Raw genomic sequence first — 25,566 nt, forward strand, 5'->3', positions numbered from 1 at the left:
CCGCTCTCCAGCGTCCCATACCGGCGCGACGGGTTCCGCCGCCTTCCACAGGGTGGTCGCCGCCCCTCCGGGGGACGCCCCCGGCGCCCGGAGGGGCGGGCTCAGCGGGCGCCGGTGAGGATCCGCAGCACGTCCAGCGACTTCGGCGGCGCGGCCGGGTCCTCCCCGTCGGCGGCGGCCATGCGGACGTGGGCGTCCCGGGCCGCCCGCACGGCCTCGGGCCAGTCGGGGTGGTCCAGGTACGCCTGGGCGGGCGCGTCGGCGCCGACCTGGTGGAGGATGCGCAGCACCCGCAGCACGGCGACGTCCACCAGCGCGGCCTCCTCGGCGTCGCGGAAGATCGTCCCCACGTACTTGTCCGCCGACCAACTGTCCAGCCAGGTGTCCTCCACCAGCCGGTACACGGCGTCGGTCACGTCCCCGTACCCCGGCTGCCCCGCCAACCAGCACTCACGCTGGAAGGCCGGGTCACCGAGCATGTGCAGGGCGGATCGGACGTTGGCGCGCCAGCGCCACCAGGGCATGTCCTTCAGCGGCATACCGGTCATGGTGGAGGAGCGGGCGGCCCGCCGTGAAGAGTTCTCGGAAGCTCGCACGGTGATCGATCGTACGTTCCCATCATCACCCACATGCAATTCACCCTGGTGACGCACACCGTTTCCGCCGCTTCACTCCGATGTCAGACATGTGGAGAAGCGTGGGACACGTGAACCCCCGTGGACCCCAAGTGCCAGCAGGGACCGGCGGCCCCCAGGGGACCGCCGTACCGCCCGCCGTGCGCCGCGGCCCCGGCACGCGCCGGGCACTCGCCGCCGTGGCGCTGTCCGGCGCGCTGCTCGCGACCACCGCCTGCGGCCAACTGCCGGGCGGAGGCGGCGGGCCCGAACCACCCATCGTGGTCATGACCTGGGCGCCGGAGGGCACCAGGGCCACCAACATGCCGGGCATGCCCGCCGTCGCCCAGGTGTACGCCAAGGCGCTCAACGCCCGCGGCGGCATCGACGGCCGCGAGCTGAAGGTCCTCACCTGCAACGAGGGCAACGACTCCCAGCGCGCCGCCGCCTGCGTCCGCGAGGCCATCGACGCGGACGTGGCCGCCGTCGTCGGCTCCTACAGCCGGCACGGCAGGTCGTTCATGCCCGCCCTGGAGACCGCGGGCATCCCCTACATAGGCGGCTACGGCATCGCCCCCGCCGAGTTCACCAGCCCCCTGTCCTACCCCGTCAACGGCGGCACCCCGGCGCTGCTCGCGGGCAACGGCAGCCAGCTCGCCGCGTCCGGCTGCGACCACGTGTCGCTGGTGCGGCCCGACGACTCCAACGGCGACCTGATGCCGCTGTTCCTCGGCGCCGCGCTCGGCTCGGCGAAGATGAAGGCCCCCACCGACATCCGCGCCCGGGACGACGGCAGCGACTACGGCGCCGAGGCGGCCAGGGCGGTCGGCGACGACCGCCCCGGCGACTGCGTGACCGCCGTGCTCGGCGAGCGCACCGACGCGTTCCTCGACTCCTACCGCCGGGTGGAGAAGGAGAACACCGAGCTGTCGTCGGTGCTCGGCAGCGTCCGGCAGTCCCTGGTGGACTCCACCGGCGGCGCCTCGGGCCCGCTGGAGGGCGTCCACGTCACCGGCTGGTACCCGCCGGAGAACGACCGCAGATGGGACGCGATGCGCGAGGCCGTGCGCCGGTACGCCTTCGACGACCAGCGGATCACCACCGCGGACCCGGGCGAGCAGACCACCTGGATCGCCTACACCGTCTTCGAGGCGGTGGCCCGCTCGCTGGACGGCGAGCGGGTGGACGCGGACGGCGTGCGGCGCGCCCTCGACCGCGGCAAGGGCTTCTCCACCGGCGGCCTGACCCCGCGGCTGAGCTGGCGCTACGAGGACATGCTGCCGCTGCTGGACCACAGCAGGATCGTCAACACCTCGGTGACCCACCAGGTGGTCAGGAACGGCCAGTTGGTCGCGGAGCGCAAGGGTCTGGTGGACGTGCGCAGGTACCTGGAGATCGACGTGGGCGACACGCCGATCTCCGGCTGAGCGGAACGGCGGCGGCTCAGGCTCCGGCCCCGACCCTGTCCGCGGCCCCGTCCGCGGTCCCGGCTGTGTTCCCGGCTGCGTTTCCGGCCGGGACCCGGAGCCGGGGCCCGGCGGTCAGAGCTGGTGGTCCTGGCGCTCGGTGAGGCCGTGCTCCCTGGCGATGGCGTTCCACAGGCGCGCGGCCTTCTTCTTCGCGTCGGTCGCCTTCACGCTCGCCCGGTCCCCGGCGTGCCGCTCCTCGGTGACCTTGGCCTGGCCCTTCTTGCAGCCGCCCTTGCCCTTCACCTTCCGCGCCCAGTCCGCGTAGTGCTCGTCGGCGGAGGCGGAGGACTTCCACGCCTCGTTCAGCGCGGCCGTGAGCTGCCGGTGCTTGGGCAGCTTGTCCACGGAGATCTCGGCGAGCCGGTCCACCAGGCCGTTGCGCTGCTCGGCGGCGGCCTCCAGGGACCGCGCGGCGCCGTCGAGGTTGTCGCAGCCGCGGATCTGGTTCACCGCGGTGATCACCGAGGAGCGGCTGCTGCCGCTGTCCGCGAGCAGCGCGTCCAGCTCCTGCGCCTGCGCCTTGACCGGGTCGGTGGACGGGGGCGCCGAGGCCCCGGTGGAGGAGCTGGCGTCGCCGCCCGCGACGGGGGGGCCGCCGCCCTGCTCGTCACCGCTCAGCGCGGCGGCGGCGCCCAGGCCCGCCGCGGCGCAGACCGCCACGACCAGGCCGACCAGCACCGGGGCGGGCACACGGCGGCGGCCGCCCGAGGAGGACGCCGAGCGGCGGCTCCCCGCCCTGGGGGCGGGGGCGGGCTGCGGCTGGGCGTGGCCGTGCGCCGGGGGCTGGGTGGCGTAGGGCGGCGGGGCCGCGTGGTGGCCGGGGGCGGGCTGCGGCGGCGGGGCGTGGTGGGCCGCGGGGGCCTGGTGCGGCGGGGGCGCGGCGTGCTGCGGCGGTGCGGCGTGCTGCGGCGGTGTGTGCGGCGGCTGAGGGTGGTGGGGCTGGTGGGTGGGAGGCGCCTGGTGGGGCTGCTGCGGCGCGTGCTGCGGAGGCGCCGGGTGGTGGGGCGCGGCCTGGTGCGGCTGCTGCGGGGCCTGGTGCGGTGGGGCCGGGTGCGGCGGCTGGTGCGGCGCCTGGTGGGGCGCCGCCGCCGGGTCGCCCGTCACCGGCGGCAGCACCCGCGTCTCCGCGCCGCCGTCCCCCTCCGGAGCGGCGGGGTCCGGGGTGACGTAGGACGGCTGCTCCCCGTACGCCCCCGCCGGCAGGCCCGGGCGGATGGTGAACGGCGGCGGGCCGCCCGCGGCGTCGGCCTCCCCGCCCGCCCTGGCCGCCCCGCGCTGCCCTCCGGCGCGGTGCGACCTGGCGGGTCTCGCGTGCGACCGCGGCTGGTGCGGGGCCTGCGCGGAGTCGGGCTGCGCGGGCGGCGGCACCGGCTGGTCCTGCGCCGGCACCTGCGGCAGCGGCCGGGTCTCGTCCGCGGCCTGCGGCGCCGGGTGCGCGGGCGGCGCGGCGTGTGCGGGCGGCGTCGGCGGGGCCGGCTGAACGGGCGGCATGGGCTCGCCCGGGTAGATGATCTGGGTCTCCGCCTCCGGCGCCCCGGGGCCGGCCCACGGCGCCTGACCCGGCGGCACCGGCGGCACCGGCGGCGGGTAGCCGTAACCGTGCTGCTGGGGGGGCTGCTGGGGGGGCTGCTGCGGGGCCTGCTGCGGCGGCTCGGGACGGAACAGGTCGTCCGGTGTCAGCTCGTCAGGGTTCGCACGGCGGTGCCCCCCGGCGCCTCCCGCCCAGTCTCCCCGTCCGCTGTTCGTCACCGGAACTCCCGCTGTGGTATGTGGCCGTCGATCGACGGGCCACGCTACCGGTTCGGGTCCGTGCTCGACCACGCGTGCGCCCGCGCCTGCGGAGCGTACGGGGCGCGCGAGTGACGAATCATCCGGCTAATCCAGGGGAAGTCCGCTATGCCACGTGATGGCCCTCACAAACGCCGCGCGGACGCCAACCTCCCACCGCCCGGCCGCGTTTCGGCCGCCGGGCACGGCGCGGAGGCCCCCCGTGCCCCCGTTGTCCCGCACCGCCCGGCGCCGGCGCGACCGGCGTCCGTCAGGCCGCCAGCTCCTCCTCCACCAGCCGCGCGCTGAAGTCCCGCACCACCGGCTCCTCCCGGAACGGCTCCAGGCGCCGCCGGAAGTCGTCCAGGTACTCCGCGCCCCGGTTCGACCGCAGCCCGGCCAGCAGTTGCACCGCCTGGTCCGCGGTGTCGCAGGCGTGCTCCACCTCGCGCTGCTGCACCCGCGCGGTGGCCAGCAGCAGCAGGTCCACCGCGCGCCTGCGCACCCGCTTCTCCGGGTGCCCGGCCAGCGCCTCCTCGGCGTACCGCTGCGCGGGGCCGGGCTGGTCCAGGTCGCGGTGGCAGTGCGCCAGCTCGTCGGCGAGGTAGGCGTGGTCGAAGTGCCTGATCCACTCCGGGTCGTCGTCCGGCCTGCTGCGCTCCATCGCGTCCATGGCCCGGCTCGCGGTGAGCTGGCAGGCCCTGGCGTCACCCATCTGGGCGTGGCCGCGGGCCTCGGCGGCGTGGAACATCGCCTGCGCCGTCGGGGTGACCTGGCCGCGCGAGCCCTCCTGCGCGGCGCGGGCGAGCTGCGCGATCTCCCGCGGGTTGCCGAGCTGGGCCGCGAGGTGGCTCATCCCGGCCGCGAGCACATAGCCGCCGTACGCCCGGTCACCGGCCGCCTGGGACAGCCGCAGCGCCTGGATGTAGTAGCGCTGCGCCAGACCGGGCTGGCCGGTGTCCACCGCCATGTAGCCGGCGAGCTCCGTCAGCCGCGCGACGGCCGCGAACAACTGCCGCCCCGTGGCCTCGGTGTACGAACCCCCGAGCAGCCCCGACACCACGCTGTTGAGGTAGTGGACGAGGACGGGCCTGATGTGGCCGCTGCCGAAGCGGTGGTCGAGGTCCACCAGCGCCTGCGTGGTCGCCCGCACGGCGGCCACGTCAGCGCGGCCCACCCGGGGCCCCGCGGTGCGCCCGACCTGCGGGTCGGGCCCGGTGATCAGCCAGTCCCTGCTCGGCTCGACCAGGGCCGAGGCGGCCACCGAGGAGCCGGTCAGGAAGTCGCGCCGGCCCACGTCGCTGCGCCACAGCTCGCACGCCTGCTCGACCGCCCCGACGACCGTGGGCGCGAACTGGAGGCCCACGCCGGAGGCGAGGTTCTTGCCGTCGGCCATGCCGATCTCGTCGAGGGTGACGGCCCGGCCGAGCTTGCGCCCCAGCGCCTCGGCGATTATCGCCGGGGCCCGGCCGCGCGGCTGCTGCCCGCGCAGCCAACGAGCGACGGACGTCTTGTCGTACCGCAGGTCGAGGCCGTGCTCCGCCCCGCACATGTTGACCCTGCGGGCCAGACCGGCGTTCGAGCAGCCGGCCTCCTGGATCAGTGCCTGTAGCCGTTCGTTCGGCTGGCGGGCTACCAGTGGTCTGGCGGCCATGGCCCCTCCTTCGTGTGTAGGGCCCTGAGCTGTCTTCCGCTGTGTCGAGTGGTGGTGCTCTGTTGTGTTCGGTTGTCCCCCGCGGCCGCCCGGGCTGCGGCGCCGGGCGCGGCCCGCCGTCCGCGGACCGAGCCGCCCGGGTGCGCCCCGGCCTTCGGCGGGGAGGCTCCGGCGAACATCCTGCCCAGGCGTTTCCGAGCGAATTCCCACATTTCCGGGGATTTCGCGGTTCGCCCCCTCGAACACATCATCACCGGCCTACCCGCAACCGGGCTCCCTTCTTCCTCTGCGCCCCCAGCGGTGCACCCATGCGCCCCCGCATGCGCGCGCGGAGGTGCCCGGAAAGGCCCGTAACCCTTGTCCCGCAAGGGAGTTGAGTAGGCGTGGACGAGACCATGGGAGCCCCGCCGCAGGCCGGTCCGCTGGTCGCGGCGGCGGTGGGATACGCGCAGGAGAGGCACTGGGACGTGTGCCCGGGGACCTGGCTCGTGGCGGACGGGGGCGGGTGGCGCTGCTCGTGCGGCGCCCCGGAGTGCGCGCGCCCCGGGGCCCACCCCGCGCACGCCGACTGGCCCGCCCAGGCGACGGGCAGCCCGGCGGCGGTGCGCCGGATGTGGTCGCGGTGGCCGAGCGCCTCGGTCCTGCTGCCCACCGGGCGGACGTTCGACGTGATCGACGTGCCGGAGCAGGCCGGATGCCTGGCGCTGGCCCGGATGGAGCGGCGGCAGGTGCGGCTCGGCCCGGTGGCCTGCTCACCGGAGCGGCGGTTGCAGTTCTTCGTCCTGCTCGGCGCCGCCGCGCGCGTGCCGAAGCTGATACGCCGCCTCGGCTGGGTCCCGGAGGCGCTGGACATGGTCTGCCGGGGCCAGGGCGACTACGTGCTGGCCCCGCCCTCCCGCACGGCCGCCTCGGGCCCGGCCCTGTGGGCCAGGCCCCCGTCCGCGGCGAACCGCTGGCTGCCGGAGGCGGAGGAGCTGGTCAGTGCCCTGGCGTACGCGTGCAGCCGGGACAGTGCGGCGGCCCGCTCCCGCTGAGGCGGCGGGCCCGCCCGGCCGAGGCGCGCGAGGCTCCGCGCGCCGGGGCGCGGACGCCCGGGCGCTACTCCTGGCCGCCGAGCGCCGGCTCCCCCGCGGCCAGCTTCCCGTCCTCCAGGTCCCACAGGTACGGCTCGACGACCTGCCGCCACCCGTCCGGGTTGTCCCAGTGCACCAGGTGCCCCGCGTCCTGCACCTCCGCGTACCGCCCCGCGGCCAGGACGCGCACCATCTCGTGCGCCTCGGCCCGGCCGAGCATCCCGTCGGTGCCGCGCACCACGAGCGACGGGCAGTGCACCCGCGCCAGCTCGTCCCAGTGCGCCTCGTAGGCGTACGCCTCGCGGGTGCGCAGCATGTGGTCGACGGAGAACCCGGGCCGCCAGCCGTCGTCGTGCTCCTCCATCAGCTCGGTGAAGTACTCCCCCCGGGCCGACCGCACGCCCTCCAGCTCCGGGCCGTGCTCGGCGAACCAGCCGCGCACCGCGGCGAGCGAGTCGAACGGCAGCGGCCAGCTCGCGAACCACTCCCGCCACTCGCGCTGGCTGCCCTCGCCGAGCGCGGAGGCCCGCATGTCGCAGCAGACCACCGCCCGCACCAGGTCGGGGCGGCGGGCGGCGAGCTGCCAGGCGGTGAGCGCGCCCATCGAGTGGCCGATGAGCACCACGGGCGCCAGGCCCAGTTGTTCGACGGCCGCCTCGGCGTCGGCGAGGTAGGCGGCCCGGTCGTAGGGGCCCGCCGGCTTGTCGCTGCGGCCGTGGCCGCGCTGGTCCAGCGCCACGGTCCGGAAGCGGGGAACCAGCCAGGGGACGGTGTTGCGCGCCCAGGTGGCGCCCCGGCCCATCAGGCCGTGGAGCAGCAGCACGGCGGGCCTTCCGTCCTCCTCGTCCTCGCCCGGGCCGCAGAACTCCCAGGCGGCGAGCCTGACGCCGTCGGCACCGGTGACGTCGATCCGTCGAGCCATGTGTCGCACCCCCATCGTCGTCGTGCCGGGCGTCGCCCCGCCCGGTGCCGGCGAGGACCCTCCTCGCCCGCGCCGGGCCGGCGGTGGCTTCCCACGCCTGGCGCTGGTCGGTTCGCTTCAGGCGCCACCCACGTTATCGAACATCCATTCGCACACAACGTCGTGACGCGCAATACCGCTCGTTCGAGTGACGGCACCCAACGTGTCGGGGGCCGCCGCGGAGGGGAGTCTTTCAACGGGGAGGGGGTCCGGACGGGGAAGCCGGACCGCGGGAAAAGGGGAAACCCGGAAAGCTCGGGGTTCCGGGTTTCACCAGGGGGGCAGAGGGCGGAGCGGCCCGGGCGCGGTGCAGCGCCCAGGGTCCTCCGCCCTCCCGGCCGTGCGGGCCCTCCCGGCCGTCCGCCGCGGTGCCGGGCACGGGCGCGGCTAAGCCGTACGGCGTACCGGGCACCGCTGCCTCCGGCGGCCGGCTCAGCGCTTGGCCACGAAGACGTGCGAGGCCACCTCGGAGTTCAGCTCCGCGGCCTCGCCCCCGCTGCCCACCAGCACGCCGCCGGGCGACTCGGTGACGCTCACCACCGCCCCGGGCTGCACCCCGGCCCGGCGCAGCGTGTACATGAGCTGAGCGTCCGTCTGGATGGGCTCGCCGATGCGGCGGACCACCGCGCTCTTGCCCTCCGCGCCGGGCGCCAGCTCGTGGAGGCTGACCAGGTCGTCGTCCAGGAACGGCTCGGCCTCGCCCTTCTCGCCCAGCTCCTCGAGGCCCGGGATCGGGTTGCCGTACGGGGACTCCGTGGGGTGGCGCAGCAGCTCGAGCACCCGGCGCTCCACGGCCTCGCTCATCACGTGCTCCCACCGGCACGCCTCGGCGTGCACCTGCTCCCACTCCAGGCCGATCACGTCCACCAGCAGGCACTCGGCGAGGCGGTGCTTGCGCATCACCCGGGTGGCCAGCCGGCGGCCCTCCTCGGTGAGCTCCAGGTGCCGGTCGCCGGCCACCGTCAGCAGGCCGTCCCGCTCCATGCGGGCCACCGTCTGGCTGACGGTTGGACCGCTCTGGTCGAGGCGCTCGGCGATGCGGGCGCGCATGGGGACCACACCCTCCTCCTCCAGCTCCAGGATGGTGCGGAGATACATCTCGGTGGTGTCGATCAGTCCGGACATGCGCGCCCCTCGGGTGGTGATGGTCCTTGCCCAATTCTGACTCATGCCACGGGCATCCGAGGGTCCCGGAAGCCGTATTGACAGGCCGCCGACCGGGCCGACACCGTGAGCGACCATGACCGAGGAGCTGTCCGGCCGGTACTTCGACACGGCCATCGCCCTGCTGGAGCGGGTCAGGGACGAGGAGGGGGCGAACGTCGCCGCCGCGGGCGAGTTGATCGCCGACACCGTCGAGCGCGGCGGGCGCCTGTTCGCCTACGGCGCCGGGCACTCCTGCCTGCCCGCGCAGGACGTGGTCTACCGGGCCGGCGGGCTGGCCCTGATGAACCTGCTCACCGTGCCGGGCGCCGCCGGCGTGGAGGCGCCCGCGCCGCTCGGCAGCGCCCTGGAGCGGGTGGCGGGGCTCGCCGCCACGGTGCTGGACAACAGCCCGGTGCGGGCCGGTGACCTGCTCGTCGTGGTCTCGCTCTCCGGCCGCAACCCGCTGCCGGTGGAGCTCGCGGTCAGCGCCCGCGCGCTCGGGCTCACCGTCGTCGGCGTGACCTCGCTCGCGTACCCGCGCGAGACCGCCTCGCGGGACCGGTCGGGCACCTTCCTGAAGGACCACTGCCACGTGGTCGTGGACAGCAAGATCGCGGTCGGGGACGCGGAGCTGACGGCGGACGGCGTGCCCGTGCGGTTCGCCTCCGCCTCCACCGTGGTGGCCAGCGCCGTCATGCAGGCGGTGGTGGCCTGCGGCGTGGCCGCGCTGGCCCGGCGCGGGATCACCCCGCCGCTGCTGCGGTCGGGCAACGTCGAGGGCGGCCACGACTGGAACGCCGCGGTGATGCGGGAGCACGCCGACCGGATCTTCTGGCGGCGCTGAGCGGCGGCGGGCGGCGGCGGGGCGGGCGCGGGGCCGCGCGGGACGGCGGCGCCCGCCGGTCACCCGCCGGTCCGCGCCAGGTCCACCGCCGCCGCCACCCGCAGCGCCACGTCCTCGGCGTACGCGGTGTCCGCCCGGTCGAACGGGTGGCGGGAGGCGCCGCGCAGGAACGTCACCACCCCGATCGTGCGGCCCCGGCTGCGCAGCACCGTGCACAGGGCGTGCACGGTGCCCTCGGGCCAGCGCCGCGCCCGCGCCCAGGCCGCCTGCCGCCCGGCGTCCGCCGAGGCGGGCCGCCCCGCCGTGGCCCGCACCGGCCCGCGCCGCTGCACCGCCTGGCGCACCGGGTGCCACTCGGAGTACCGCACCGGAAGCCCGGCGGGCTCCTCAGGCACGTCGGACCCCACCGCCCCGGGCGGCGTCGCGGCCACCCGCAGCAGGCGCTCGCCGTCGAGCACGTCCACCAGGGCGTGGTCGGCGAACCCCGCGAGGGCGAACTCCAACTGGACGGCCGCCGCCTCCAGCGCGTCCTCGCACTCGGCCGCGGCCTGCGCCGCCCGGCGCAGTTGCCCCGCCCGGAACCTGGCCCGCGCCGCCTCCCGCTCGGCCCGCCGCTCCTCGGTGACGTCCGCGAACAGCCAGGCCACGCCGAGCGGCACCGGCTCCAGGCCGAGCGGCGACCCGAGCCGCAGGAACGAGCCGCGCCAGCAGCGGCGCCCGCACCCCTCCCCGTCCTCCTCGGCCTCCGCGGCGCGCGTGCGCCCCGGCGCCGGGCCCGGGGCGGGGGCCGCGACGTCCCCCGCGGCCGGCTCCACCCACAGCTCCACCGGGGAGCGCGGCACGCCCTCGGCGAGCACATGGCCCGCCGCGCCCTCCACGTCCTCCAGGCCCGCCCGCAGCAGCTCCCCCAGCGGGCGGCCGAGCGCGTCCTCCTGCCCGGTGCCCAGCAGCCGGGCCGCGGTGTCGTTGAGGACCGCGGGCCGCAGGTCGGCGTCCAGCACGAGCACCCCCCAGGGGGCGTCGTCGAACAGGGCTTCGGCGAGCGCGAGGGAGCGCTCCAGCTCCACCTGGGCGTACGCCTCGGAGAAGGCGCAGTACACCCCGGGCGGCCGCCCGCCGGGCGCGGGCACGGCCGCGGTCTGGCCGCGCAGCAGCACCCGCCGCCCGTCCTTGGTGCGGAGGGGGAACTCCAGCACGTGCCGCTCCCCGTCCTCCGCCGCCGCGAGGAGCAGCGCGCCCACCTCCTCCGCGTCGGCCTCCCGCGCCGCCCACCCGGCGAACCCGGGCCGCCCCACCGCCTCCTCGGCCGGCCATCCGAGGATGCGCTCGGCCTCCTGGTTCCAGTGGGTGACGGTGCCGTCCGCGGCCAGCGCGCACAGGCCCACGTCCATGCCGTCGAGGAGCGCGGTCAGCAGCGCGGTGTCCCCGGACGGGACGGGGGCGGGCTGCTGCGTCCCGCGGGGAAGGTCGTGACGGGAAGCACTCACGGGGCACCCCCTGTGTGCGACATCGGTTCGACACGAGCGGCTGCGCCCGGCCATTCAACTCGGCTGTGACCGGGAGCACACGGGGTTCGGCGAAATCGGCCCCTCGATGGGTGTCCGCCGGTCGCCCGGATTAATTCTCTTGCCCCCGGGCGGGGCGCCTGCTTACCGTTGGCGCACACGAGAAGGGAGGTGGTCCGGAGAATGAGTGATTATCGGACGCGTGAGGTGGCTGCCAGCTAGCCGCCCCGTCGCCCTGCGCGCGGTGCGCGGCGGGCGAATCCCAAGCAGCCACCCGACCCGCGGGCTCGCCGGCACGTCCGTCCGGCGCCTGGCGCCTCACGGCCCCAGGAGCAGCCCGCGGGTCGCTGCGTTCCCGCCGGGGTTTTCCCGGCGGGGCGCGCCTCGCGGCCGGGCACCGCGGACACACCCGGGCCCGCTCCGGCCCGCGGCCCGCCCTCCGGCCCGCGGCCGACCGCCGCGCCGGCCCGCCGCACCCGCCGCGGACCGGTCCCGCCGTCAGGGGCTCAGCCGCTCCACCGTCCAGCCGGACGGGGACGCGGGGTCGCGGCGGTAGCGCAGGCGATCGTGCAGGCGGTTCTCGCGGCCCTGCCAGAACTCCACCTCCACCGGGGCCACCCGGAAGCCGCCCCAGAACGGGGGCACCGGGACCTGCGCGCCCGGCGGGTACCGCTCGGCCACGGCGGCGTAGCGGGCCTCCAGCTCCTCCCGGGAGGCGATCACGCTGGACTGGTGGCTGGCCCAGGCGCCGAGCTGGGAGCCGTGCGGCCGGCTGCGGAAGTACCGGGCCGACTCCTCCTCGCCCGTGCGCGTCACCTCCCCGGCCACCACCACCTGCCGGGCGATCGGGTGCCACGGGAACAGCAGGGACGCCCGGGGGTTGGCGGCCAGGTCGGCGGCCTTGCGGGAGCCGTAGTTGGTGTAGAAGACGAAACCGCGCTGGTCGTAGCCCTTGAGCAGCACGGTCCGCGAGCTGGGGCGGCCCTCGCCGTCGGCGGTGGACACCACCACCGCGTTGGGCTCCGTCATCCCGCTGGCGGCCGCCTCGGCAAACCAGTGTTCGAATTGGGTCATGGGGTCGTCGGCGAGCTCGGCCTCGGAAAGCCCCTTGCTGCGGTAGTGCCGGCGCATGACGGCCGGATCGGGGTACTCCACGGGGCACATCCTGCAACAGCGGTCACCGGAGGCGCACAGTCTCCCCCATGTGACGCGAGGCGCCTATGAGGGAGTCCCGCCAAAATGCCAGCTCGGACTCTGTGACATCTTGACATCAAGAGATAGTGTGTCTTCTCGCCGCCGGCCCGGGTGACCAGCACCCCGACGGGGCATGACGGGGATACCGCGGTCGGCGCGGCCGGCCCGCCCACAAGGCACCTGTCCACTGTCCACCACATCCAAGGAGCCGCCTGATGTCCGACTTCGTTCCCGGACTCGAGGGAGTCGTCGCGTTCGAAACGGAGATCGCCGAACCCGACAAGGAAGGCGGAGCCCTCCGTTACCGAGGTGTGGACATCGAGGACCTGGTGGGCCACGTCTCCTTCGGGAACGTGTGGGGCCTGCTGGTGGACGGCAGGTTCAACCCCGGGCTGCCGCCCGCCGAGCCCTTCCCGATCCCCATCCACTCCGGTGACATCCGGGTGGACGTGCAGAGCGCGCTGGCGATGCTCGCCCCGGTGTGGGGCCTGAAACCGCTGCTCGACATCGACGACGCGCAGGCCCGCGAGGACCTCGCCCGCGCTGCCGTCATGGCGCTGAGCTACGTCGCGCAGTCGGCGCGCGGCCTGGACAAGCCGATGGTGCCGCAGCGCGAGATCGACAAGGCGCAGAGCATCGTCGAGCGGTTCATGATCCGCTGGCGGGGCGAGCCCGACCCCCGCCACGTCAAGGCCGTGGACGCCTACTGGACCTCGGCGGCCGAGCACGGCATGAACGCCTCCACCTTCACCGCCCGCGTCATCGCCTCCACCGGGGCGGACGTGGCCGCGGCCCTGTCCGGCGCGGTCGGCGCGATGTCCGGGCCGCTGCACGGCGGGGCGCCGTCCCGGGTGCTGGGCATGATCGAGGAGATCGAGCGCACCGGCGACGCGGAGGCGTACGTCAAGGGCGCGCTGGACCGCGGCGAGCGGCTCATGGGCTTCGGCCACCGGGTGTACCGGGCCGAGGACCCGCGCGCCCGCGTGCTGCGGCGCACCGCCAAGGAGCTGGCCGCGCCCCGCTTCGAGGTCGCCGAGGCGCTGGAGAAGGCCGCGCTGGAGGAGCTGCACAGCCGCCGCCCGGACCGGGTGCTGGCCACCAACGTGGAGTTCTGGGCCGCGATCGTGCTCGACTTCGCGGAGGTGCCCGCGAACATGTTCACTTCCATGTTCACCTGCGCCCGCACCGCCGGGTGGAGCGCGCACATCCTGGAGCAGAAGCGCACCGGCCGCCTGGTGCGCCCGTCCGCGCGGTACGTCGGCCCCGGCCCCCGCGACCCGCGGGACGTGGACGGCTACGCGGACATCGCCGGCTGACCGGGCGCGGCACGCGCGGGCCGGGCCCACGTCCCGGCCCGCCCCGCGCCCGGCGGCGGCGTGGCGCGGCCCCGCCACGTCTCATCCGGTGGACTTCGGCCGTGCCGGGCGGGCGCCACGCATTACGCTGCGGATTGTGGCTGAGATCCGGATTCCCGATGACATCAAGCCCGCCGACGGTCGTTTCGGCTCGGGCCCGTCCAAGGTGCGGGGCGAGGCGCTGAGCGCCCTCGCCGCCACCGGTACCGATCTGCTCGGCACCTCCCACCGCCAGGCTCCGGTGAAGAACCTGGTCGGCCGGGTGCGTGAGGGCGTGCGCCAGTTGTTCTCCCTGCCCGAGGGGTACGAGGTCGTCCTCGGCAACGGCGGCTCCACCGCCTTCTGGGACATCGCCGCCTTCGGCCTGATCCGCCGGAAGTCCCAGCACCTGTCCTTCGGCGAGTTCTCCGCCAAGTTCGCCTCCGCGGTGAAGGCCGCGCCCTGGCTGGACGAGCCCACCGTGGTCAAGTCGGACGCCGGCGCGCACCCGTGGTTCACCGCCGAGGCCGGGGTGGACGCCTACGCGTTCCCGCAGAACGAGACCTCCACCGGTGTCGCCGCCCCGGTGCGGCGGCCGGCGGGCGCGGACGAGGGCGCGCTGGTGCTGGTGGACGCCACGTCCGCCGCCGGCGGGCTGCCCGTGGACATCACCGAGAGCGATGTCTACTACTTCGCGCCGCAGAAGTGCTTCGCCTCCGACGGCGGCCTGTGGATCGCGGTCTTCTCCCCCGCCGCCCTGGACCGCGCCGCCGAGATCGCCGCCACCGACCGCCACATCCCGGCGTTCTTCTCGCTGCCGACCGCGATCGACAACTCGGTCAAGAACCAGACCTACAACACCCCGGCCATCGCCACCCTGTTCCTGCTCGCCGAGCAGTTGGACTGGCTCAACGGCCAGGGCGGCCTGGACTGGGCGGTGGCCCGCACCGCCGACTCCGCGGCGCGCCTGTACGGGTGGGCGGAGAAGTCCTCCTACGCCAGCCCGTTCGTCGGCGACCCCGAGCAGCGCTCCGCCGTCGTCGGCACCATCGACTTCGCCGACTCGGTGGACGCCGCCGCCGTGGCGAAGGTGCTGCGGGCCAACGGGATCGTGGACACCGAGCCCTACCGCAAGCTGGGCCGCAACCAACTGCGCGTCGCCATGTACCCGGCCGTGGACCCGGCCGACGTGGAGGCGCTGACGGCCTGCGTGGACCACGTGATCGAGCGGCTGTAGCGCACCGGGCGCGCCCATGGCGCGCGCAGCGGGGGCGGCCCGGCGGGCCGCCCCCGTTCGCTTTCCCGCCCCCGTTCGCTTTCCCGCGCCGCTCGCATTCCCGGGCGGGTCGCGGGTCCCTACCCGCGGCGCCGCCGCCACAGCAGCCGCAGCAGCAGCGCGGCCAGCCCCGCCGCCGCGAGCACCGCGAAGCCGGTGGTGGTGTTGTCCTCGTCGTCCCCGCCCGCGGACCGCTCCGCCGCCGCGCTCCCCGAGTCGCCCTTGCCCTTCCCTTCTCCGCCGCCCCCGCCGGAGCCGCCGTCCGCGGGCAGGTCGAGCCGCCAGACCTCGCTGCCCGCGCCCTCGCTGGCGTACAGCACGAAGCGCCCGTCGGCGCCGTACGCCACCGCCTCGCCCTGCCGCTGGATGGGCAGCTCCAGGCTGCGGCGCCCGCTGATCCTCCCGGCCTGCCCGTCCCGCCAGGTGTACCGCGCCGCCCAGAAGTAGCCGCGCAGCACCAGGTGGTTGCCGTCCGGCGAGAACGACCCGTCCGTCACCCACGGCACGTCCCCGACCCGGCGGAAGGTGTTGACCTGGGAGGCGGAGAGCTCGGCCGGGCCCTCGTACAGCCCGCCGCCGCCCTCCTTCTTGCTGGCGATGTACACCCGCCCGGTCCTGGGGTGCACCATCATCGCCTCGGCGTCCCGCGGCCCGTCGGCGTACCGGACGCGGTGGCGGACGGCGTCCACGGTGGTGTCGGCGAGCCGCTCCGGCTCGGTGAACCGGTAGATCCACACCTCGGGCCACTTGCCGCCCAGGTTGTCGCCGATGTCGCCGAGGTGGACCTCGCCGTCCGGGGTGACCGAGACCGCCTCCACGTCGCGCGGGTCCACGCCGCGCAGGGTGACCGTGGCGACGGTGCGTCCCGAGGAGTCCACCGCGTACACGTAGGGGCCGTCGGCGCTGTCGTTGTGCGTCCAGTACACGCCCTCGTGCCTCCGGCTCGCGGCCAGGCCGCTGGCCTCGGCGATCCGGTCGTCGGAGAAGGAGAAGGCCACCTTGGGGCCGCTGTCGGAGGACGCCGCCGCGGCCCGCGGTGCGGCGGCGGGGACCAGCAGGGCGGCCACGGCCGCGGGAACGAGGAGCGCGCGCATGCGAACAGACTGCCACCTGCCGCGGGGCGCGCCGGCCGGTGCCGTCATGATGTCCCGATGCGGATCATGTTTGTGGGCGACAGCATGACGATCGGCAGTGCCGGGGACCACACCTGGCGGTACCGCATGTGGCGCCATCTGCGGGCGACGCTGGGCGACTTCGCGCCGGAGATCGTGGGCCCGCGCTGCGAGCTGTACGACCACCGGGCCGGGGCGCCGGTCTCCCACGAGTACGCCGACCCGGCCTTCCCCGCCGACGCCCGCCGCCACCTCGCCGGGTGGGGGCGGGGGTGGCTGCACATGGCGCCGGTGATCCGCGGGGAGGTGGCCAGGTGGCGGCCCGACGTGCTGCTGGTGTCGCTGGGCCTGATCGACCTCGGCTTCTACACCGGGCCCGCCGAGACCGCGGCCAACCTGCGCCGCTTCCTCGCCGAGGCGCGTGCCGCGCGGCCCGGGGTGCGGGTGGTCGTGCTGCCGGTCATCCCCAATGTCCGGGCGGTCACCGACGTCCCGTTCCGCGCGCAGGTCGCCGAGCTGAACGCGCTGATGGCCGAGGCCGTCCACGGGCTGACCACCCCGGCGTCGCCGCTGGTCCTCGCCGAGCCGCCCCGGGACTGGGACCTGGCGGCGGACACCTACGACGGCACCCACCCCAGCCCGCGCGGCGAACACCGCCTGGCCGCCGCGTTCGCCGCCGCCCTGGACACCGCCTGGGGCCTGGGCGGGCCGTACACGCCGGCGGCCGAGGCCGCGGAGGCCGTCGCCTGAGGGGCCGGCCGTGCCGCCGTCCGGGGAAGTCTGTTGCCTGGAGTGGACTCGAAGAGCTGGGATGGAGGGCATGGAGTACACGAACCTGGGACGCACGGGTCTTTCCGTCAGCCGAGTGGTGCTCGGCACCATGAACTTCGGTCCGGTCACCGAGCAGGCGGACTCGCACACGATCATGGACGCCGCGCTGGACGCGGGGGTGAACTTCTTCGACACCGCCAACGTCTACGGCTGGGAGAACAAGGGCCTCACCGAGGAGATCATCGGGGCCTGGTTCGCCAAGGGCGGCGGGCGCCGGGAGAAGACGGTGCTGGCCACCAAGGTGTACGGGCCCATGGGCGACTGGCCGAACGAGCGCGGCCTGTCCGCGCTGCACATCCGCCGGGCGGCCGAGGAGAGCCTGCGGCGGCTGGGCACCGACCACATCGACCTGTACCAGTTCCACCACATCGAGCGGTCCACGCCGTGGGAGGAGATCTGGCAGGCCGTCGACGTGCTGGTCCAGCAGGGCAAGGTGCTCTACGCGGGGTCGTCGAACTTCGCGGGCTGGCACATCGCGCGGGCCAACGAGGCGGCGGCGCGGCGCGGGTCGCTGGGCCTGGTCAGCGAGCAGTGCCTGTACAACCTCGCCGAGCGCCGCGCGGAGATGGAGGTCATCCCCGCCGCCGAGACGTACGGGCTCGGGGTGATCCCGTGGTCGCCGCTGCACGGCGGGCTGCTCGGCGGCGCGCTCCGCAAGGAGCGGGAGGGCGCGGCGGGGCGCACCGCGTCCGGGCGGGCCGCGGACGAGCTGAAGGACCCGGCGGTGCGGCAGCGCGTCCAGGCGTACGAGGACCTGCTGGACAAGCACGGCCTGGCGCCGGGCGAGGTGGCGCTGGCGTGGCTGCTCACCCGGCCCGGGGTGACCGGGCCGATCGTCGGGCCGCGCACGCTGGAGCAGCTCGAGTCGGCGCTGCGGGCCGCGGAGCTGAAGCTGGACGAGGGGCTGCTGGCCGAGCTGGACGAGATCTTCCCCGGCCCCGGCGCGTCGCCGGAGGCGTTCGCCTGGTAGGCCCCGCGCGGGCGGTCAGCCCAGGACGGACCCGATCACCACGACCGCGAGCAGCAGCACGAAAGCGGTGGTGAGGATACGGGCGCGCGTCTTGGGATCCACGCGGTCAACGGTAACCCGCCGCCCGTCAGGCCCGTCCCAGGGGCCAGCTCCGCACGGTCTCATAGCGGTTGGGGCGGCCCGGGCCGCCGGGGGCGCTGCTCATCAGGCGCAGCGGCCCGGCGTCCCAGGACGCGCCCGTGAACAGGGCGAGCGCCTCGGCGAACGGGCGCAGGTCCACCCGCTCCCGGCGGGCGCGGGCCAGGGTGAGGTGGGCCTTGAAGGGTCGCTCGTCCACCGGGACACCGGTGCGGCGGGCGGCCGCGGCGGCGGACCGGGCGAGCCGGGCCAGCTCGGCCCTGCCCCGGTCCAGCCCCGTCCACAGCGCCCGGTCGCCGAACCTGCCGCCCCCGGCCAGCCGCAGCGGCATCGGCTGGTGCCGCCCGGCCGCGCGGGCCAGCCGCTCCTCCAGCTCGGGCAGCGCGTCGTCCTCGACCTCGCCCAGGAACGCCAGGGTGAGGTGCCAGCCGGCGCGGTCGGTCCACAGCAGGGAGCCGGCGCCCGGCAGCCCGTGCAGGGCGGACACCGCCGCGTCGAGTTCGGCCACGGCCTCGGCGGGCGGCAGCACGGCGACGAAGAGCCTCATGGGGCCAGTGTGCCCCGGCCGGGGATGGACGGGGTCCCGCACCCCGGCTACGGTCGTCCGGCATGAAGATCAGGAAGGGCGGGCTCGACGACGTCCCCGCGCTGATGGACATGTACGACGGCGCCGTCGCGTGGCTGGTCGGGCACGGCCGGGCGGGCCAGTGGGGCACCGAGCCGATGTCGTCCCGCCCCGGCGCGCTGGACCGCACCCGCGACAAGGTGGCGAACGGCGACCTGTGGATCGCCGAGTACGACGGGGAACCGGCCGGCGCCCTGGTCCTCGCGCGCGCCCCCAAGCCCTCCGTGCCCCCCGCCGGCGAACCCGAGGTGTACATCAGCCTGCTGATCACCGCCCGGCCGTACACGGGGCGGGGCGTCGGGGCCGCGCTGCTGCGCCACGCCCGCGCCGAGACGGTGCGGCTCGGCGTCGGGCTGCTCCGGGTGGACTGCTACGCGGGCGGCGACGGCGCGCTGGTCGCCTACTACCGGCGCAACGGCTTCACCCCGACCGAGGCGTTCACGGTCGGCGACTGGCCGGGGCAGGTGCTGTGCTGGCGCCCGGAGGCGGCGGCCTAGGCGGCGGCGGCCAGTTCCTCGCGGGCCTCGCGGGGGACCAGCGTGATCAGCCGGTGGCCGCGCCCGGGGCGCAGGTCCAGCTTGACCCGCAGGTTGTTGACCCGGACCAGCACCAGCCCGACGACGACGGCGGCCGCCACGGACACCAGGCCGCCCGCGACGAACCCGGTGCGGGCGCCGTAGGTGTCGGTGACCCAGCCCACGATCGGCGCGCCGATCGGTGTGCCGCCCATGAACACCATCAGGTACAGGCTCATCACCCGGCCCCGCATGGCCGGGTCGGTGGCCAACTGCACCGAGGAGTTCGCGGTGGTGTTGAACGTCAGCCCGAACAGCCCGATCAGCACCAGCAGCGCCGTGAACAGCCAGAAGGTGGGCGACATCGCGGCGGCGAGCTCCAGCAGGCCGAAGACGAGCGCGCAGCCGACCAGCACCCGCAGCCGGGTGGTGCCGCGCCGGGCGGCCAGCAGCGCCCCGGCCAGGGAGCCGACGGCCATGGCGGTGTTCAGCAGGCCGTAGGTGCCGGCGTCGGCGTGGAAGACGTCGTCCACGAACGCGGTGAGCCAGATCGGGAAGTTGAAGCCGAAGGTGCCGATGAAGCCGACGAGCACGATCGGCCAGATCAGGTCGGGGCGGTTGGCGACGTAGGCGAGCCCGGCTCGGAGCTGCCCCTTCTCGCGCGGCGCCCGCTCGATGTGGTGCAGCTCGGACTCGCGCATCAGCAGCAGGGCGATGAACGGCGCGGCGAACGACAGGCCGTTGAGCGCGAACGCCCAGCCGCTGCCGACCGCGGCGATGAGCACACCGGCGATCGCCGGGCCGATGATGCGGGCCGTCTGGAAGTTCGCGGAGTTCAGGCTGACCGCGTTGCGCAGGTCCTTCGGGCCGACCAGCTCGACGACGAACGCCTGCCGGGTGGGGTTGTCCACGACGGTGGCCATGCCCAGCAGGAAGGCGATCAGGTACACGTGCCAGACCTGGACGGCGCCGGACAGGGTCAGCGCGCCGAGCGCGAGTCCGAGCACGCCCATGGCGGTCTGCGTGATCAGCAGCAGCCGCCGTTTGGCGTAGCGGTCGGCGATGACGCCGCCGTACAGGCCGAACAGCAGCATGGGGAGGAACTGGAGCGCGGTGGTGATGCCGACCGCGGCGGAGGAGCCGGTGAGGGTGAGCACCAGCCAGTCCTGGGCGATGCGCTGCATCCAGGTGCCGGTGTTCGACACGACCTGACCGGCCGCGAAGAGGCGATAGTTGCGGTTCCGCAGCGACGCGAAGGTGCCGCGGGACTTCGTGGGTGGGGGTGTGGGTTCTCCGGGTGCGACTTCGGCGGGTTCCGGTGCCGAACTCAAGGGGACGTCTCCTTCGCTCCTGGTGCCTCGTGTGCCTGCCGTGGTGCTGCCTGCCTTTCGTCTTCCTTCCACATGCCTCACCGGACGCCCGCCGCGTAAGGCGCACCGGGAGGCTCATCGCCGCACGGGCGCCGCCGCGGGGCGCTCGCGGGTGCTCACAGCTCCGCGAGCTTCTCCAGCACGGGCGCCGCCTTGCGCAGGGTGTCCCACTCTTCGTCGGTGAGCCCGCCGGCGAGCTGGGCGAGCCAGGCGTTCCTGCGGCGGCGGCTCTCCTCGAGGATGGCCTGGGCCCGCTCGGTGTGGGAGACCACCACCTGGCGGCGGTCGTCCGGATGCGGGTCGCGGCGGACCAGGCCCTTGGCCTCCAGCATGGCCACGATGCGGGTCATCGACGGCGGTTGCACGCGCTCCTTGCGGGCCAGCTCGCCCGGGGTGGACGGGCCGCAGCGGCACAGGGTGCCGAGCACCGACATCTCCGTCTGGCTGAGGGGCTCGTCGGCCCGTCCGCCCTGCGCGCCTTCGGTCACCAGGGTGCCGTGCCGCAACCGCCGCGACAACCGGAGCACCGCGGCGCGGAGGCTGTTGACCGTGGGGAGGTCGTCTTCGGAGAGTTCCGGCATGTCTTTAGGGTAACTCATTACCCTGACTAAGTAAACTGGATGTTACCGGGTGGGGTGGGGGCCGGGTGGGTTCGGGTTGGGGGTCGGGAGGCGGATCCCCGGAGGGCAGAGGGCTCCGCCCCCGGACCCCCACCGGGACTGCGTCCCCGGGCCCCTGGGGGTTGGAGGCTCCTTCGGGGGCGGAGGACGGCGGCCCCTCGGACGCCGGCCGGGGACTGGGTCCCCGATCCCCGGAGTCGGGGCCCCTTCGGGCCGGAGGACCGGGGCCCTCTGGATCTCGGCCGGGGATCGCGCCCCGGGCCCCCGGGTCGGGGAGGGCCTTGGGGCCCGGAGGATCCCGTCCCCCGGGCCCCGTCGGGGGTCGCGGCCCCGCGTGTGGGGCGCGGGCCGTGTGCGGCGCGGGTGGTCAGGCCGTTTCGGGGTGGGTGGTGCCGAAGGGGTTGTCGATGGTGTAGCGCCAATGGCCGTCGGTGCCGCGGTGGGCGACGTCCGTGGCGGTCGCCTCGATGTGGGTGGGGTGGCCGTCGGCGGTGGTGCCGGTGATGGTCCAGTCCACGATCAGCAGGGCGAGGTCGCCCGCGGTGTAGATGTGCCGGGGGCGCACGGTGATGGGCAGGCCGAGGCCGAGGAACTCGTCGTTGGCCCGGGTGATGCCCTCCCCGGTGACCGGGGAGCCGGGGGCGGGCACGAACACCGCGTCCGGCTCGTACAGCTCGGCGACGGCCCGCGGGTCGCGGCGGTTGAAGCGCTCGGCGAACGCGGCGGGCAGGTCCTCGGGGCGGACGGGCAGGGACATGGGTGCGCCTCCCTTGCGGGCTGGGACGATCGGACGGGAACGCTCGGGGCCGGAATCAGGGCCCTGAGGGACGCCGACGACGCTAGGAGGCCCTCTCGTGGCTCACCAAACGGTTGGCCACCCGCGGCCGGGCCTGCCCGAGGACCCCAGGGCCGAGGTGGCGGCGCCCGACCCGGCGTGCCCGGTGGAGATCGCGCTCGCGGCGCTGCGCGGGCGGTGGACCACGCTGGTGGTCCGGGAGCTGCTGCGCGGCGGCGAGCCGACGTTCAGCGAGCTCGCCCGCGCCCTGCCCGCCCTTTCCGACAAGGTGCTCACCGACCGCCTCGCGCAGTTGTGCGACGCCGGGGTGGTCGCGCGCCACCGGGAGCCCGGCTGGCCGCCGCGGGTGCGGTACGCCCTCACCGCGCGGGGGCGCGCCCTCGGGCCGGTGCTCCAGGCGCTGTGGGACTGGGGCAGCCTGCCCGGGTGAGAGCTCAGCGGTAGGAGTCGATCAGCCGGGCCAGGTGCCTGCCCGCGAGCAGCAGGGGCTCCTCGCTCCTGGCCACCTGGGCGGCGACCTCCGCGCCGTCGATGGTGACGATCACCGTGCAGGCCAGCTCGCGGGCCGCCTCCTCGGGGAAGCCCGCGGCGCGCAGGCCGCGGTGGACGACGTCCTGCCAGTTCCGGTAGGTGCGGGCGACGGCCTGCTGCACCTCGGGGACGCGGCCGACGGGCTCCAGCGCGGTGGCCGTGACCGGGCAGCCGTCCGTCCAGCCGGATTCGCGCAGGCCCTCGGCCAGCAGCCGGGTGCAGGTGATCAGCGCTCGGGCCGGGTCGTCGTCGCCCTCCATCACCTCGCGCAGCAGCGCGGCGAAGTCCTCGTCGCCGTGGCGGATGGCCTCCACCGCCAGTTCCTGCTTGCCGCCGGGGAAGAAGTGGTAGACGGAGCCGAGCGTGGCCCCGGCCTCCCGGGCGATCTGCTTGATGCCCGTGCCCTCGTAGCCCTGCCGCTGGAGCAGCCGCGCGGCGGCCCGCACGATGCGCTCGCGGGTGCCGAGGGCGGCGTCACCGGCCGCGGCGTCCCGCCGCCGGGCCTCCGGCCCCGCCGCCCCCGTCGTCGCCATCGTTGCCGCGGTTCCCGTGGGCGCGGTCGGGGCGGTCGTCCCGGCGGTCTCGGTCGTCTCCGTGGTGTCCACGGGGCTCAGTGTACTGAGTAGAACGTTCGTTTCAGTGGTGCTACATTGACCGGCGTCTGAGTAGAACGTTCTTTCCAGAGCTGTGAGAGAGGTGTCGTGCCGTGAGCGCGAAGAAGGCGGTGACCGTCATCGGCCTGGGGCCGATGGGGCAGGCGATGGTGCGTGCGCTGCTGAAGGGCGGCCACCAGGTGACGGTGTGGAACCGCACCGCCGCCAGGGCGGAGGAGCTGGTGGCCGAGGGCGCGGTGCGGGCCGCCGACGTGGAGCAGGCGCTGCGCGCCAACGAGCTGGTCGTGCTCAGCCTGACGGACTACGACGCGGTGTACGCGGTGCTGGAGCCCGCCGCGGGGGCGCTGGCCGGGCGGGTGCTGGTCAACCTGACCTCGGACACCCCGGAGCGGGCCAGGCAGGCGGCGGCGTGGGCGGCCGGGCACGGCGCCGAGTACCTGACCGGCGGCGTGGCGTCACCGCCCGAGGGGATCGGCGACCCGGAGATGTCCACGTACTACAGCGGCCCGAAGACGGTGTTCGAGGCGCACCGGGACGTGCTGGAGGTGCTCACCGGCACCGACTACCTGGGCACCGACCCGGGGCTGGCCGCGCTGTACTACCAGCTCGGGATGGACGTGTTCTGGACCGGCATGCTCGCCTGGCTGCACGCCCTCGCGGTGGCGCGGGCGCACGGCATCACGGCGCGGGAGTTCCTGCCGCACGCCAAGTCCACCCTGGACTCCCTGTCGTACTTCGCCGAGCGCGGCACGGCCGGGGTGGACTCGGGCGAGCACCCCGGCACGGACGACCGGCTGTCCATGGGGCTGGCCAGCATGGAGCACGTCCTGCACACCGCGAGGGACGCCGGGGTGGACACCACGCTGCCCGCCGCGGTCACCGAGGTCTTCCGGCGGGGCGTGCGGGCGGGCCACGGCCCGCAGAGCTTCACCAGCCTGTTCGAGGTGATGCGCGGGCAGGCCGGGTGAACGCGGACGGGGCCGCCGACTGCCGTCGGCGGCCCCGCTCCCGCGGCGGGCGTCAGACCAGGCCGAGCGCCGGGGACAGGTAGTAGAAGACGAACGCCGCCGCCACGGCCCACAGCAGCACCGGGATCCGGCGGGCGCGGCCGGTGGCCGCGTTGAGCACCACGTAGGTGAGCACGCCCATCCCGATGCCGTTGGTGATGCTGTACGTCAGCGGCATCATGATCAGTGTCACGAACGCCGGGACGGCGATGGCGAAGTCGTTCCAGTCGATGTCGCGGACCTGCGCCGCCATGATCAGGAAGCCGACCGCGACCAGCGCGGGCGTGGCCGCCTGGGCGGGGACGACCAGGGCCAGCGGGGTGAACACCAGGGCCAGCAGGAACAGGCCGCCGGTGACCACGTTGGCCAGGCCGGTGCGCGCGCCCTCGCCGACGCCCGCGGTGGACTCCACGTAGCAGGTGTTGGCCGAGCAGGAGGTGCCGCCGCCCAGGGCGGTGGCCACTCCGTCCACCATGAGCACCCGGCCCATGCCGGGCAGCTCGCCCTTCTCGTCCAGCAGACCGGCCTCGTCGCTGACGCCGATGATCGTGCCCATCGCGTCGAAGAAGCACGAAAGCAGCACCGTGAACACGAAGATCGAGCCGGTGAGCACCCCGACCTCTTGGAAGCCGCCGAGCAGGCTGACCTCGCCGAACAGGCCGAAGTCGGGGGTGCCGACCACGTTGGAGGGCACCTTCGGGGCGGTCAGGCCCCAGCGGCCGTCCGGCAGGTCGGCGACGGCCTGGATCACGATCGCCAGCACGGTCATCGCGACGATGCTCACCAGGATCGCGCCGCGCACCTTGCGGGCCAGCAGCACCATGGTGAGCAGGACGCCGAGCACGAACACCACGACCGGCCAGCCGTGGAGCTGCCCGCCGCTGCCGAGGCCGACCGGCACGGTGGTCTTCGCCGCGTCCGGGACGCGGGTGACGAACCCGGCGTCCACCAGGCCGATGAAGCAGATGAACAGGCCGACGCCGATGCCGATGGCCTTGCGCAGCCCGCCGGGGATCGCGGACATCACGCGCTCGCGCAGCCCGGTGGCGACCAGGACCAGGATGGCGAACCCGGCGAGCACCACCATGCCCATGGCGTCCGCCCAGCTCATCCTGGGCGCGAGCTGGAGGGCGACGACGGTGTTGACGCCCAGCCCCGCGGCGAGCGCGATCGGCACATTGCCGATCACGCCCATGAGCAGGGTGGACAGGCCCGCGGTCAGGGCGGTGGCGGTGACCAGCTCCCCGCTGTCCAGGTGGTGGCCGTACTTGTCCACACCTGAGCTGAGGATGATCGGGTTCAGCACGATGATGTAGGCCATCGTGAAGAACGTGGCCATGCCGCCCCTGATCTCGCGGGAGACCGTCGAGCCCCGCGCGCTGATCCTGAAGAAGCGGTCCAGGGCGTTCTTCGGGGCCTGCGGAGCGGGGTCGGGCGGGCTGGCGTCGACCGTGGCGGTGGCCGGGGTGGACATAGGGCGCGTCCTCGTGCGTGGGGTGCGGGAGGGGGGTTCCCGGGGCGGACCGGTCGCCGCCCACGTCCTTGTGGGGGTGGCGCGGCGCTTCCGCGGCCATCCGGTGCTTGGAGGAAGCTACGAATA

The 25,566-nt window shown here is 75.0% G+C and carries 24 protein-coding genes; 10 read left to right on the forward strand and 14 right to left on the reverse strand.

Features of this window, described 5'->3' with window-relative positions:
- Positions 1-101 precede the first annotated feature (101 nt).
- Positions 102-602: an SCO4402 family protein gene (locus ACYVO2_RS03925; RefSeq protein WP_461006292.1), complete on the reverse strand. Its 501-nt coding sequence runs from the start codon at positions 600-602 to the stop codon at positions 102-104.
- Between the two features lie 125 nt (positions 603-727).
- Between ACYVO2_RS03925 and ACYVO2_RS03930 the strand changes: the two genes are divergently transcribed.
- On the forward strand, positions 728-2,041 hold the full coding sequence (locus ACYVO2_RS03930; protein WP_461006137.1) for an ABC transporter substrate-binding protein: 1,314 nt from the start codon (positions 728-730) through the stop codon (positions 2,039-2,041).
- 114 nt (positions 2,042-2,155) lie between these two features.
- Here the strand turns inward: ACYVO2_RS03930 and ACYVO2_RS03935 are convergent, their stop codons facing one another.
- Together ACYVO2_RS03935 and ACYVO2_RS03940 are read right to left on the reverse strand one after the other, a co-directional pair.
- Positions 2,156-3,832 (reverse strand): hypothetical protein, encoded by a 1,677-nt coding sequence (locus ACYVO2_RS03935; protein WP_461006138.1) that lies wholly within the window; start codon positions 3,830-3,832, stop codon positions 2,156-2,158.
- A 289-nt stretch (positions 3,833-4,121) separates the two neighbouring features.
- Positions 4,122-5,504 (reverse strand): transcriptional regulator, encoded by a 1,383-nt coding sequence (locus ACYVO2_RS03940; RefSeq protein WP_461006139.1) that lies wholly within the window; start codon positions 5,502-5,504, stop codon positions 4,122-4,124.
- A 383-nt stretch (positions 5,505-5,887) separates the two neighbouring features.
- Here ACYVO2_RS03940 and ACYVO2_RS03945 point away from each other — a divergent pair, with 383 nt between their 5' ends.
- Positions 5,888-6,538, forward strand: a complete 651-nt coding sequence (locus ACYVO2_RS03945) for a bifunctional DNA primase/polymerase (protein WP_461006140.1) — start codon at positions 5,888-5,890, stop codon at positions 6,536-6,538.
- Between the two features lie 64 nt (positions 6,539-6,602).
- Here the strand turns inward: ACYVO2_RS03945 and ACYVO2_RS03950 are convergent, their stop codons facing one another.
- Together ACYVO2_RS03950 and ACYVO2_RS03955 are read right to left on the reverse strand one after the other, a co-directional pair.
- A complete protein-coding gene (locus tag ACYVO2_RS03950) occupies positions 6,603-7,499 on the reverse strand; it encodes an alpha/beta fold hydrolase (RefSeq protein WP_461006141.1) in 897 nt (298 codons plus the stop codon).
- Positions 7,500-7,970: 471 nt separating this feature from the next.
- Positions 7,971-8,663 (reverse strand): metal-dependent transcriptional regulator, encoded by a 693-nt coding sequence (locus ACYVO2_RS03955; protein WP_461006142.1) that lies wholly within the window; start codon positions 8,661-8,663, stop codon positions 7,971-7,973.
- Between the two features lie 115 nt (positions 8,664-8,778).
- Between ACYVO2_RS03955 and ACYVO2_RS03960 the strand changes: the two genes are divergently transcribed.
- On the forward strand, positions 8,779-9,528 hold the full coding sequence (locus tag ACYVO2_RS03960) for an SIS domain-containing protein (protein WP_461006143.1): 750 nt from the start codon (positions 8,779-8,781) through the stop codon (positions 9,526-9,528).
- 59 nt (positions 9,529-9,587) lie between these two features.
- Here the strand turns inward: ACYVO2_RS03960 and ACYVO2_RS03965 are convergent, their stop codons facing one another.
- Positions 9,588-11,069, reverse strand: a complete 1,482-nt coding sequence (locus ACYVO2_RS03965; protein ID WP_461006144.1) for a PAS domain-containing protein — start codon at positions 11,067-11,069, stop codon at positions 9,588-9,590.
- Between the two features lie 462 nt (positions 11,070-11,531).
- Entirely contained in the window at positions 11,532-12,164 is a 633-nt protein-coding gene (gene pdxH, locus ACYVO2_RS03970; RefSeq protein WP_461006293.1) for a pyridoxamine 5'-phosphate oxidase, read from the reverse strand.
- A 278-nt stretch (positions 12,165-12,442) separates the two neighbouring features.
- Between pdxH and ACYVO2_RS03975 the strand changes: the two genes are divergently transcribed.
- Both ACYVO2_RS03975 and serC read left to right on the forward strand, forming a co-directional pair.
- The gene (locus tag ACYVO2_RS03975; RefSeq protein ID WP_461006145.1) at positions 12,443-13,543 is read left to right on the forward strand and encodes a citrate synthase 2; all 1,101 of its coding nucleotides are present in this window, start codon (positions 12,443-12,445) and stop codon (positions 13,541-13,543) included.
- A 136-nt stretch (positions 13,544-13,679) separates the two neighbouring features.
- A complete protein-coding gene (serC, locus tag ACYVO2_RS03980; protein WP_461006146.1) occupies positions 13,680-14,798 on the forward strand; it encodes a phosphoserine transaminase in 1,119 nt (372 codons plus the stop codon).
- A 119-nt stretch (positions 14,799-14,917) separates the two neighbouring features.
- On the opposite strand, the gene ACYVO2_RS03985 is transcribed toward serC, so the two are convergent.
- Positions 14,918-15,931: a hypothetical protein gene (locus ACYVO2_RS03985; protein WP_461006147.1), complete on the reverse strand. Its 1,014-nt coding sequence runs from the start codon at positions 15,929-15,931 to the stop codon at positions 14,918-14,920.
- Between the two features lie 57 nt (positions 15,932-15,988).
- Between ACYVO2_RS03985 and ACYVO2_RS03990 the strand changes: the two genes are divergently transcribed.
- Together ACYVO2_RS03990 and ACYVO2_RS03995 are read left to right on the forward strand one after the other, a co-directional pair.
- Positions 15,989-16,699 carry a GDSL-type esterase/lipase family protein gene (locus ACYVO2_RS03990; protein ID WP_461006148.1) on the forward strand — a complete coding sequence of 237 codons (711 nt, stop codon included), beginning with the start codon at positions 15,989-15,991 and terminating at the stop codon, positions 16,697-16,699.
- A gap of 70 nt (positions 16,700-16,769) precedes the next feature.
- Positions 16,770-17,750 (forward strand): aldo/keto reductase, encoded by a 981-nt coding sequence (locus ACYVO2_RS03995; protein ID WP_461006149.1) that lies wholly within the window; start codon positions 16,770-16,772, stop codon positions 17,748-17,750.
- A 127-nt stretch (positions 17,751-17,877) separates the two neighbouring features.
- Here the strand turns inward: ACYVO2_RS03995 and thpR are convergent, their stop codons facing one another.
- A complete protein-coding gene (gene thpR / locus ACYVO2_RS04000; protein ID WP_461006150.1) occupies positions 17,878-18,435 on the reverse strand; it encodes an RNA 2',3'-cyclic phosphodiesterase in 558 nt (185 codons plus the stop codon).
- A gap of 62 nt (positions 18,436-18,497) precedes the next feature.
- On the opposite strand from thpR, the gene ACYVO2_RS04005 reads away from it, so the two are divergent.
- Positions 18,498-19,010: a GNAT family N-acetyltransferase gene (locus tag ACYVO2_RS04005; RefSeq protein ID WP_461006151.1), complete on the forward strand. Its 513-nt coding sequence runs from the start codon at positions 18,498-18,500 to the stop codon at positions 19,008-19,010.
- Here the strand turns inward: ACYVO2_RS04005 and ACYVO2_RS04010 are convergent.
- The 3 genes from ACYVO2_RS04010 to ACYVO2_RS04020 form a co-directional block, all read right to left on the reverse strand.
- Positions 19,007-20,275, reverse strand: a complete 1,269-nt coding sequence (locus ACYVO2_RS04010; protein ID WP_461006294.1) for an MFS transporter — start codon at positions 20,273-20,275, stop codon at positions 19,007-19,009. The two genes, ACYVO2_RS04005 and ACYVO2_RS04010, sit on opposite strands and share 4 nt — an antisense overlap.
- A gap of 239 nt (positions 20,276-20,514) precedes the next feature.
- On the reverse strand, positions 20,515-20,979 hold the full coding sequence (locus ACYVO2_RS04015; protein WP_461006152.1) for a MarR family winged helix-turn-helix transcriptional regulator: 465 nt from the start codon (positions 20,977-20,979) through the stop codon (positions 20,515-20,517).
- Positions 20,980-21,385: 406 nt separating this feature from the next.
- Positions 21,386-21,775, reverse strand: a complete 390-nt coding sequence (locus ACYVO2_RS04020; protein WP_461006153.1) for a YybH family protein — start codon at positions 21,773-21,775, stop codon at positions 21,386-21,388.
- Between the two features lie 97 nt (positions 21,776-21,872).
- Between ACYVO2_RS04020 and ACYVO2_RS04025 the strand changes: the two genes are divergently transcribed.
- Complete coding sequence (locus ACYVO2_RS04025; RefSeq protein WP_461006154.1) at positions 21,873-22,244, forward strand: winged helix-turn-helix transcriptional regulator; 372 nt, start codon at positions 21,873-21,875, stop codon at positions 22,242-22,244.
- A 4-nt stretch (positions 22,245-22,248) separates the two neighbouring features.
- Here ACYVO2_RS04025 and ACYVO2_RS04030 read toward each other — a convergent pair whose 3' ends face one another.
- Complete coding sequence (locus ACYVO2_RS04030; RefSeq protein ID WP_461006155.1) at positions 22,249-22,950, reverse strand: TetR/AcrR family transcriptional regulator; 702 nt, start codon at positions 22,948-22,950, stop codon at positions 22,249-22,251.
- 101 nt (positions 22,951-23,051) lie between these two features.
- Between ACYVO2_RS04030 and ACYVO2_RS04035 the strand changes: the two genes are divergently transcribed.
- Entirely contained in the window at positions 23,052-23,927 is an 876-nt protein-coding gene (locus tag ACYVO2_RS04035) for an NAD(P)-dependent oxidoreductase (RefSeq protein WP_461006156.1), read from the forward strand.
- A gap of 52 nt (positions 23,928-23,979) precedes the next feature.
- On the opposite strand, the gene ACYVO2_RS04040 is transcribed toward ACYVO2_RS04035, so the two are convergent.
- Positions 23,980-25,440, reverse strand: a complete 1,461-nt coding sequence (locus ACYVO2_RS04040) for an NCS2 family permease (protein ID WP_461006157.1) — start codon at positions 25,438-25,440, stop codon at positions 23,980-23,982.
- Between the last annotated feature and the right edge of the window lie 126 nt (positions 25,441-25,566).

The sequence above is a fragment of the Streptomyces capparidis genome (genome assembly GCF_054782095.1).

What these genes read in the sequence shown, in the direction of transcription:
- ACYVO2_RS03940 (WP_461006139.1), bottom strand. Translation starts at nt 5,504, where the DNA reads ATGGCCGCCAGACCACTGGTAGCCCGCCAGCCGAACGAACGGCTACAG.
- ACYVO2_RS03950 (WP_461006141.1), bottom strand. Translation starts at nt 7,499, where the DNA reads ATGGCTCGACGGATCGACGTCACCGGTGCCGACGGCGTCAGGCTCGCC.
- ACYVO2_RS03955 (WP_461006142.1), bottom strand. Translation starts at nt 8,663, where the DNA reads ATGTCCGGACTGATCGACACCACCGAGATGTATCTCCGCACCATCCTG.
- ACYVO2_RS03960 (WP_461006143.1), top strand. Translation starts at nt 8,779, where the DNA reads ATGACCGAGGAGCTGTCCGGCCGGTACTTCGACACGGCCATCGCCCTG.
- ACYVO2_RS03965 (WP_461006144.1), bottom strand. Translation starts at nt 11,069, where the DNA reads ATGGCCGGGCGCAGCCGCTCGTGTCGAACCGATGTCGCACACAGGGGG.
- pdxH (WP_461006293.1), bottom strand. Translation starts at nt 12,164, where the DNA reads ATGCGCCGGCACTACCGCAGCAAGGGGCTTTCCGAGGCCGAGCTCGCC.
- ACYVO2_RS03975 (WP_461006145.1), top strand. Translation starts at nt 12,443, where the DNA reads ATGTCCGACTTCGTTCCCGGACTCGAGGGAGTCGTCGCGTTCGAAACG.
- ACYVO2_RS03985 (WP_461006147.1), bottom strand. Translation starts at nt 15,931, where the DNA reads ATGCGCGCGCTCCTCGTTCCCGCGGCCGTGGCCGCCCTGCTGGTCCCC.
- ACYVO2_RS03990 (WP_461006148.1), top strand. Translation starts at nt 15,989, where the DNA reads ATGCGGATCATGTTTGTGGGCGACAGCATGACGATCGGCAGTGCCGGG.
- ACYVO2_RS03995 (WP_461006149.1), top strand. Translation starts at nt 16,770, where the DNA reads ATGGAGTACACGAACCTGGGACGCACGGGTCTTTCCGTCAGCCGAGTG.
- thpR (WP_461006150.1), bottom strand. Translation starts at nt 18,435, where the DNA reads ATGAGGCTCTTCGTCGCCGTGCTGCCGCCCGCCGAGGCCGTGGCCGAA.
- ACYVO2_RS04005 (WP_461006151.1), top strand. Translation starts at nt 18,498, where the DNA reads ATGAAGATCAGGAAGGGCGGGCTCGACGACGTCCCCGCGCTGATGGAC.
- ACYVO2_RS04015 (WP_461006152.1), bottom strand. Translation starts at nt 20,979, where the DNA reads ATGCCGGAACTCTCCGAAGACGACCTCCCCACGGTCAACAGCCTCCGC.
- ACYVO2_RS04020 (WP_461006153.1), bottom strand. Translation starts at nt 21,775, where the DNA reads ATGTCCCTGCCCGTCCGCCCCGAGGACCTGCCCGCCGCGTTCGCCGAG.
- ACYVO2_RS04040 (WP_461006157.1), bottom strand. Translation starts at nt 25,440, where the DNA reads ATGTCCACCCCGGCCACCGCCACGGTCGACGCCAGCCCGCCCGACCCC.